Source organism: Microcystis sp. M53603_WE2, assembly GCF_030065435.1.
This window is the reverse complement of the sequence record NZ_JASJFF010000906.1, coordinates 1-5,331: the sequence shown is the minus strand read 5'-3', so window position 1 is coordinate 5,331 and position 5,331 is coordinate 1. Positions and strand designations below refer to the sequence as shown.

The 5,331-nt window shown below is 45.5% G+C and carries 4 protein-coding genes; 3 read left to right on the top strand and 1 reads right to left on the bottom strand.

The window, feature by feature from the left end:
* Positions 1–24: 24 nt before the first annotated feature.
* Positions 25–558, bottom strand: coding sequence for a DUF4330 domain-containing protein (locus PX481_RS19265; protein ID WP_002737551.1), 534 nt, complete (start codon positions 556–558; stop codon positions 25–27).
* A gap of 278 nt (positions 559–836) precedes the next feature.
* On the opposite strand from PX481_RS19265, the gene speA reads away from it, so the two are divergent.
* From speA to PX481_RS19250, 3 genes are all read left to right on the top strand, one after another.
* Entirely contained in the window at positions 837–2,876 is a 2,040-nt protein-coding gene (gene speA / locus PX481_RS19260; RefSeq protein ID WP_288095498.1) for a biosynthetic arginine decarboxylase, read from the top strand.
* 77 nt (positions 2,877–2,953) lie between these two features.
* Positions 2,954–4,969: a ribonuclease catalytic domain-containing protein gene (locus tag PX481_RS19255; protein WP_288095496.1), complete on the top strand. Its 2,016-nt coding sequence runs from the start codon at positions 2,954–2,956 to the stop codon at positions 4,967–4,969.
* Positions 4,970–5,125: 156 nt separating this feature from the next.
* On the top strand, positions 5,126–5,331 hold a 206-nt coding region (locus tag PX481_RS19250), incomplete at its 3' end, for a hypothetical protein (RefSeq protein ID WP_288095494.1).

Below are 5,331 nucleotides of genomic sequence, written 5' to 3'. Positions count from 1 at the left end.
TGTTTACTGCTCACTGTTTACTAACTAAGACCTTTTTGGTAAACGGACATCGATAACACTGGTGTTGAAATTATAATTATCTCCTTCTAACTCGATTAAAGTGCCAATTTTCACCTTTTGACCGCCAACAACCGCACCAGTATCAGTAACTTCCGCTTGACCACTGAGAGTCATAATCATATCTTGAGAATAGTTTTCCGTGCGGGGATCGGGTAGGACTTTTACACTACCATCCGGCTGCGGAACTAAGACATTTCTCGATAAAGGTTTAACATTTTTTATATCCACTTGACCAGCCGGTTGATTACGAATAACAATATTAGTTTTCTTCTCGGTATTGAATTGATTAATCAAAGCATTGGGATTGAGAACACTTAAACCCCGGACAATAACATCCACTTCTATGGGTTCTTTGGTAACTTGAGCGATCGTACTTTTACCACTTGTCCCCGGTACAACAAAAATACCGATAATTGTCAATAAAATTACTAAGGCCGCTCCGATATCAAGCAAGCTAAATTTACCGAATAAACGTCCTTTTGAGTCTAATAATTGCATAAGCGGTTCACTATAAAATTTTGGGGAGAAGGGAACAGGGGAACGGGGTGATGGGTAGGGTTGATTCATGAATCAACCCTACTATGAATCAACCCTAGGGTGATGGGGGATGGGGAGAAAATACAAATAATCTCCTATCTCCTGTCTCCTGACGACCGACTCCTGAATCCTGCCTCCTAACGGCTAGTAAATTCTATCACGATCGGAATCTTGGTCGCAGACAGGAAGTCTGACTTAAGATAGAAGATCGGAGTCTCACACGGAGCGATCGATAGACAATGGCGGGTAAAACTCAACTTAAGAAACTAGAAAAGCAATTATCTCCAATCGATCTGACCCCTTCTGACGGTAACAACCTCGAAAAAGTTGCCCCCGTTAAACATTGGTCGATCGAAGATAGCGAAAATCTCTATCGCATCCAAGGCTGGGGAGAACCTTATTTCTCGATTAATGCCGCAGGAAATATTACCGTCTCGCCTCAGGGAGAAAGGGGCGGTTCTTTGGACTTATACGAGTTAGTTTCGGCGATTAAGCGGCGAAATATCGGTTTACCCCTGTTAATTCGGTTTAGTGATATTTTGGAAGACCGGATCGAGCGCCTGAATGCCTGTTTTAACCGAGCGATCGCCCGTTATAATTATCCCAACGTCTATCGCGGTGTCTATCCGATCAAGTGCAATCAACACCGTCACATCGTCGAGTCTTTAGTGCGTTTTGGTAAACCCTATCAATTTGGGCTTGAGGCTGGTTCAAAACCTGAGCTAATGATTGCTTTAGCTACCCTAGAACCTGCCTTAAACGGCAAAAATGACAAAACACAACCATTGCTAATTTGTAACGGCTATAAGGACAAAGAATACCTGGAAACTGCTCTTTTGACCACTCGTCTCGGTCATCGGCCTTTGATTGTCATCGAACAATTGGAAGAATTATATTTAACCCTGCGCGTCAGTCGTCAGTTAGGAATTGCCCCTCATTTGGGAGTGCGTGCGAAACTGGGGACAAAAGGGGTGGGCCGTTGGGGATGTTCCACCGGAGACCGGGCAAAATTCGGTTTAACCGTCCCGGAAATCTTAACGGTGGTGACGGAATTAGAACAAGCGGGGATGTTAGATTGTCTGCAACTGCTGCACTATCATATCGGGTCGCAAATCTCCGCTATTAGCGTCATTAAGGATGCCATTCGCGAAGCTAGTCAGATTTATGTGGAATTAGCGAAATTAGGGGCAAATATGACCTATCTCGATGTGGGGGGTGGTTTAGGGGTTGATTACGATGGCTCAAAAACTAACTTCTATGCCTCGAAAAACTACAATATGCAGAATTATGCCAATGATATCGTGGCCGAGGTCAAGGAAGCTTGTGAAGATGCCCAGATTTCACCCCCAATTCTCATCAGTGAAAGTGGCCGGGCGCTCGCTTCTCATCAATCGGTGTTAGTCTTTGATATCTTGGGAAGTAGTGAGGTTCCCCAAAATCCCCCCGATCCCTGCAATGGGAAAGAACATCTCATCCTCCGCAATCTCTGGGAAACCTACACGGGTATCGATGAGCGCAATTATCAGGAAGCTTATCACGATGCGGGACAGTTCAAAGAGGAGGCGATTAGTCTGTTTAATTTCGGTTATCTCAGTCTCAAAGAACGAGCTAGAGCCGAACAATTGTACTGGGCTTGTTGTCACAAAATTCTGCAAGTGGCCCGACAACAGGATTATGTTCCCGATGACTTGGAAGACTTAGAGCAAATTATGGCCTCAATTTATTATGCCAATCTCTCGGTTTTTCAGTCAGTTCCCGATAGTTGGGCGATCGATCAACTATTTCCAATTATGCCGATCCATCGTCTCGATCGAGAACCTACCCAAAGAGGGATTCTCGCCGATTTAACCTGTGATAGTGACGGGAAAATTGCCCAGTTTATCGATTTGCGCGGGGACGTAAAATCAGTTTTAGAATTGCATCCGTTGGAGTACAAAAACGGTAAACATTCTCCAGAACCCTATTATCTAGGAATGTTTTTGGTGGGTGCTTATCAAGAGATTATGGGCAATTTACATAATCTTTTTGGCGATACTAACGTGGTACATATTCAGATGAGTCCCAAGGGATACGATATCGAGTATCTAGTCAAAGGAGATACGATCACGGAAGTATTAAGTTATGTGCAGTATTCCGCAGAAGACCTGTTAGAAAGAATTCGTCTTCGTTGTGAACAAGCTTTGCAGGAAAATCGCATGACTGTGGAAGAATCCCAATTACTCCTACAGGATTATGAACGCAGTTTGCGACGCTATACCTATCTAGTGGGTGGGGATTGATGATTGCTCTTGCCGATCGAGTAATCGATCGAGGATGATAGAAAATAGACAAAATAGATAGGCAGTAAGGGGAAGCAGTGGAAAAGGGAACGCTGGTAGAATTTCGAGTCCAAGGAGAAAGGCGCTTAGGGGTGATCGATCGCCCAGAAGGTAAAAAAGATTGGATCGTCATCGATCAAGGGGGAAACCCGCATAAACTGCGTCCCCAACGCTTCGATTACATTATCAAAGCAGGTCCGTCCAACTATAAAGAGATTGGCAATTTTCTGCGGGAAGTCCAACCCTATCTAGACCCTAGTGGTTTAGAAGTGGCCTGGGAATTATTAGCCGGGGAAAATCAGTTAGTCACTCCCGAAACCATGGCCGAGATTCTCTTTTCCGATCGCAGTCCGCAGTTTTGCTATGCGGCCCATTGTCTCTTGAGTGATGATAAAGTTTATTTTAAAAATAAAGGGGATGGTTACGAGGCCCGCTCGGAAAATCAGGTAGAGGAAATCAAACACCAGCTAGAGGTGGAACAACAGCGTCAACGGGAAAAAAGCCAATTTCTCCAACGTCTCCAGCAGGCCTTGGCCGGTGAAACGGTAGAATGGTCAGAAAGCGATCGAATTCGTCTGGAATCTCTAGAAAAATTTATCCTCCAACCCGAACAAAAATATCCAGCAGCCATGGACATACTCTCGCTGCTGGGCCGTTCTCAAACCCCCGAGGCCGCTTTTGAATTGTTAGTCGATTTGAAATGGTGGAGTAGTCACGAAAACCTTTTCCTGCGACGCAGTTCCTACCCCGTTCAATTCTCGAAAAAGGTACTTGATGTGGCGCGTCTTAATTTACTCAATCCCCCTGCGGATGCGGATGTCAACAATCGTCTCGATTTAACCCACCAAAAAATTTATACCATCGACGATGAAAGTACCGAGGAAATCGATGACGGATTATCGGTGGAAATTCTCGCGGATGGTGGTCATCGTCTCTGGATTCATATTGCCGATCCTAGCCGTTTAGTGCTTCCCGATGATGAATTAGACCTAGAAGCGCGTCGTCGCAGTACCAGTCTCTATCTTCCCACGGGAATGGTTCCCATGTTTCCCCTAGAGTTGGCCGCCGGTCCAATGAGTTTGGTACAGGGTAAACTTTGTCCTGCCTTGAGTTTTGGGGTAATCCTCGATGAAACGGGGGCGATCGCCGATTATCGGATCCATCCTAGTACAATTAAACCCACCTATCGCCTCACCTACGAAGATGTGGACGAAATGTTACATCTGGATCTGCAGCATGAACCGGAAGTGAGGATTCTCAACCGTTGGGCCAAACAACGCCACGCATGGCGCAAATCTCAGGGATCGATTAACATCCAAATGCCAGAATCATCGATTAAGGTGAAGGCTAACGACGAAATTATCGTAGAATTGCAGGAAGTTTCTCCATCTCGGCAATTAGTGGCGGAAATGATGATTTTAGCCGGAGAAATCGCCGGTCGCTACTGTCAGGAACACGAGATACCCGTGCCTTTCCGCGGACAACCACAACCGGAATTACCCCCCGATGAGGAGTTAATTTTACTACCCGCCGGCCCTGTGCGTTCCTGTGCCTTGCGTCGCTGTATGCCGCGCAGTGAGATGACGACGATTCCTAACCGTCATGCTAGTCTGGGATTGAATACCTATTCCCAAGTAACTTCGCCAATTCGCCGTTATACTGACCTTTTGACCCATTTTCAACTAAAAGCCCATCTCCGGGGCGATCAACTGCCTTTTACCCGGGATAGAATGCAGGAAATTCTCTATAGTGTCGCTAGTTCGGCCCAAGAAGCCACCTCGGTGGAACGACAAACTAATCGTTATTGGAGTTTGGAATTTTTGCGACGACAGGGAGATCAAGTCTGGCAAGCTTTGGTTTTACGCTGGCTGCGGGAAGAGGAAAATTTAGGCTTGATTTTATTGGAGGAATTGGGGTTAGAATTACCCCATCGTTTTGAGCGATCGGTATCTTTAGGCGATCGCTTTCAAGTACAAGTTAGTCGCTCTGATCCCCACCGCGATGAGATCCGTTTTCGCGAGTTATCAGGTTTTGTCTCCTCCCAAGCAAGTTAATCTCTCGCGGAGTCAGTATTCAGGAGTCGAGAGATAGGGTGATAGGGATTTACGGGGTTTAGGGAAATTTCAGCCAAATGCTCCACTCCCCCACACCCTGCCACCACCGAAAAGCTTTTTGCCGCAAACCCTAAATAAGGTTCTTCGGTTTGTGTGATGCAATGGACGGAGGATATAAGGGATGAAACTCTTATAGAGAAAGGCATTTGGCGATTTTTATCAATTGTTTTCGATCTAGAGCGAACTAATCAATTAAATCTCTTGCCAGATAAGAATTTAGTCGATTTATGCCACCCTATCGAACTATACCAAGTAACGAAGAACCATACTTGTCAATGTAAAGTTTTATTACAGGATTCAAC